Origin of the sequence: Rhodococcus sp. CX (assembly GCF_015865005.1) — a bacterium.
In the GTDB taxonomy this organism is placed as follows: Bacteria; Actinomycetota; Actinomycetes; order Mycobacteriales; family Mycobacteriaceae; genus Rhodococcus.
The window spans coordinates 1-2813 of the sequence record NZ_JADZGH010000150.1; the positions used below are offsets into that span (position 1 = coordinate 1).

Here is a 2813-nt window from a genome sequence, read left to right on the forward strand (position 1 = left end):
GACCTCTTTCGCGACCCGGAACCGCACGAACGCGGGGAACGCGAGCACACAGAGCGCGGTGCCGATCACGACGAGCACCCCACCGCCGGCAGCCGCGACCGCGGTGCCGACCGCCGCCGCGGCGACACCGTGCGCGACGTCGCCGATGCGCGGTCCCCCGGCGACGACCACGATGAACACACCCTGCAGCCGGCCACGCATCTCGTCGGTCGCGACGGTCTGGAGCATCGTCGAGCGGAACGCCGCCGACACCATGTCGACGGCACCGCCGAATGCCAGGAACGCCAACGCGATCCAGAGCAACACGGGACCGTCACCGGGCTCGGCGAACGCGACGGTGACACCGAAACCGATCATCGCGACACCCCACAGTGCGATGCACACGATCACCGCGAGCCCCTGCCGGCGCACCCGCGGCAGCCAGCCGGAGAACACGCCGCCGAGCACCGCGCCGACGGACATCGCCGCGAACAGCAGGCCGAGGGCGAAGCCGCCGGACACCGGGTCGCCGAACGACTCGTGCGCAATCTGCGGGAACAGGGCACGGGCCATGCCGAAGACCATCGCGACGATGTCGACCACGAACGAGGCGAGCAGGATCTTCTGCGTCGACAGGTACCGGAATCCGTCGAAAACCGCGCGCAGCCCGGCCTTCGTGGTCTCCCCGAGCGGCGGGATCGCCGGCAGCCGCACCACCGCCCACAGCGTGGCGAGCAGCGCGACGGCGTCGAGCAGATACAGCGCGGACAGCCCCAGTACCGGGATGAGAACCCCGGCGAGCAGCGGTCCGGCGATCGCCCCGAACTGCATCACCGTCATGTTCAGCGAGGTCGCGGCCGCGATCTGCCCCGGTGGCAGCAGCCGCGGGATGATCGCGGACCGCGTCGGCTGATTGACCGCGAAGAACGCCTGCTGCACCGCGAACAGCCCGAGCAGCAACCACACGTTGTTCAGTCCCGCGGCGGCCTGCGCCCACAGCAGCAGCGCCGTCACGCCGAGACCGGTCGTGGTGATGGTCAGCAGCCGTCGCCGGTCCATGACATCGGCCAGCGCCCCGCCCCACAAACCGAACACCACCAGCGGGACCAGCCCGAACACACCGGTCAGGCCGACGTAGGCGGAACTGCGGGTGATCTCGTAGATCTGCTGCGGCACCGCGACCACACCGAGTTGGGCGCCGATCGTGGTGACGACCCCCGCCGACCACAGCCGCCGGTAGGCGGGGTCGCGCAGCGGGGTGGTGTCGGCGAGCAGGCGCTTCACGGCTGGAGCCGAACTGTCGACCACTGCCCGTCGACGAGCCGGGTGAGGACGCGGTTGTGGAGGCGGTTGGGACGACCCTGCCAGAACTCGACGGACTCGGGGGTGATCCGCAGGCCACCCCAGAACGGCGGGACCGGGATGTCCTCGTCGACGCCGTAGCGTTCTCCGACCTCGATCATGGCCTGTTCGAGCGCGACCCGGGACTCGATCGGCTGCGACTGCCGCGACGCCCACGCGCCGAGCCGCGAACCACGCGGCCGGGTGTGCCAGTACTCGGCGGTCTCCTCCGCCGACACTCGCGTGACCGGTCCCCGCACGGTGACCTGCCGGTGCACGGGAAGCCACGCGAACGTCGCGGACGCGTACGGCCGCGCCGCGAGCTGACGGCCCTTGTTCGACTCGTAGTTGGTGAAGAAGGTGACGCCGTCCGCGTCGATGTCCTTGCACAGCACGGTGCGGGTCACCGGGCGGCCGTCCTCGTCGACCGTGCCGAGCACCATGGCGTTCGGTTCCGGTACCTCGGCGGCGATCGCGTCGGCGAGCCACCGCCTCAGCAGCGACAGCCAGCCGCCGGCGAGGTCTTCGGGTTCGAGGTCGGCGTCGACGGACGCGGCCCCTTCGGGGCCGGCCTTCGCGTAGTCGACGCGCATCGCGGCGAGTTCCCCGGGACGCCGGGGTCGGTTCTGCGGATCTGACGACACGGGCGAAGACGCTACTCCGGAGACTGCGGGTCCGACCTGCAGCGGGGAGGTCTACAGTCTTGTTCGACGACAGCGGTGGGGTGCCCATCACATTCCGGCGCCTCGCCTCACAAGCAGTGCGACCCGGACCGGGCCGCACGAAAACAAGGAGAGTCCACCGTGGCATCGCGCGCGTCAGTACCCGAGGATTTCGTTGCCGGCCTCGAAGGCGTCGTTGCCTTCACCAGTGACATCGCCGAACCCGACAAGGACGGCGGCGCACTGCGATACCGCGGTGTCGACATCGAGGACCTCGTCGAGCGTGGTGTCACCTTCGGAGACGTGTGGGCACTGCTCGTCGACGGCAAGTTCGGTCGCGGCCTGCACCCGGCCGAACCGTTCCCCCTCCCGATCCACACCGGCGACGTCCGCGTCGACGTCCAGGCCGGCCTGGCCATGCTCGCCCCCATCTGGGGATTCCAGCCGCTGCTCGACATCGACGACGACACCGCCCGCGACAACCTCGCCCGCGCCGCGGTGATGGCGCTGTCCTACGTCGCCCAGTCCGCCCGCGGCATCTACCAGCCCGCGGTCCCGCAGAAGCGCATCGACGAGGCCAAGACCGTCACCGAACGCTTCATGGTCCGCTGGAAGGGCGAGCCGGACCCGGCGCACACCGCCGCCATCGACGCCTACTGGGTCTCCGCCGCCGAGCACGGCATGAACGCCTCCACGTTCACCGCGCGCGTCATCGCCTCCACCGGCGCCGACGCCGCCGCGGCCCTGTCCGGCGCGGTCGGCGCGATGTCCGGACCGCTGCACGGCGGCGCCCCCGCCCGGGTGCTGCCGATGATCGAGGAGACCGAACGC

3 protein-coding genes are annotated in these 2813 nt (G+C 70.8%); 1 reads left to right on the forward strand and 2 read right to left on the reverse strand.

Going from position 1 to position 2813, the window contains the following annotated elements:
• Together I0Q12_RS15975 and pdxH are read right to left on the reverse strand one after the other, a co-directional pair.
• Window positions 1–1263 (reverse strand): MFS transporter (locus tag I0Q12_RS15975; protein ID WP_197252846.1); only part of this gene is annotated, 1263 nt, incomplete at its 3' end.
• Complete coding sequence (gene pdxH, locus I0Q12_RS15980) at window positions 1260–1913, reverse strand: pyridoxamine 5'-phosphate oxidase (RefSeq protein ID WP_197252856.1); 654 nt, start codon at window positions 1911–1913, stop codon at window positions 1260–1262. The genes pdxH and I0Q12_RS15975, both read right to left, overlap by 4 nt.
• Window positions 1914–2123: 210 nt before the next feature.
• Here pdxH and I0Q12_RS32965 point away from each other — a divergent pair.
• Window positions 2124–2813, forward strand: a 690-nt coding sequence (locus tag I0Q12_RS32965; RefSeq protein WP_307846271.1) for a citrate synthase, incomplete at its 3' end; no start/stop codon positions are given.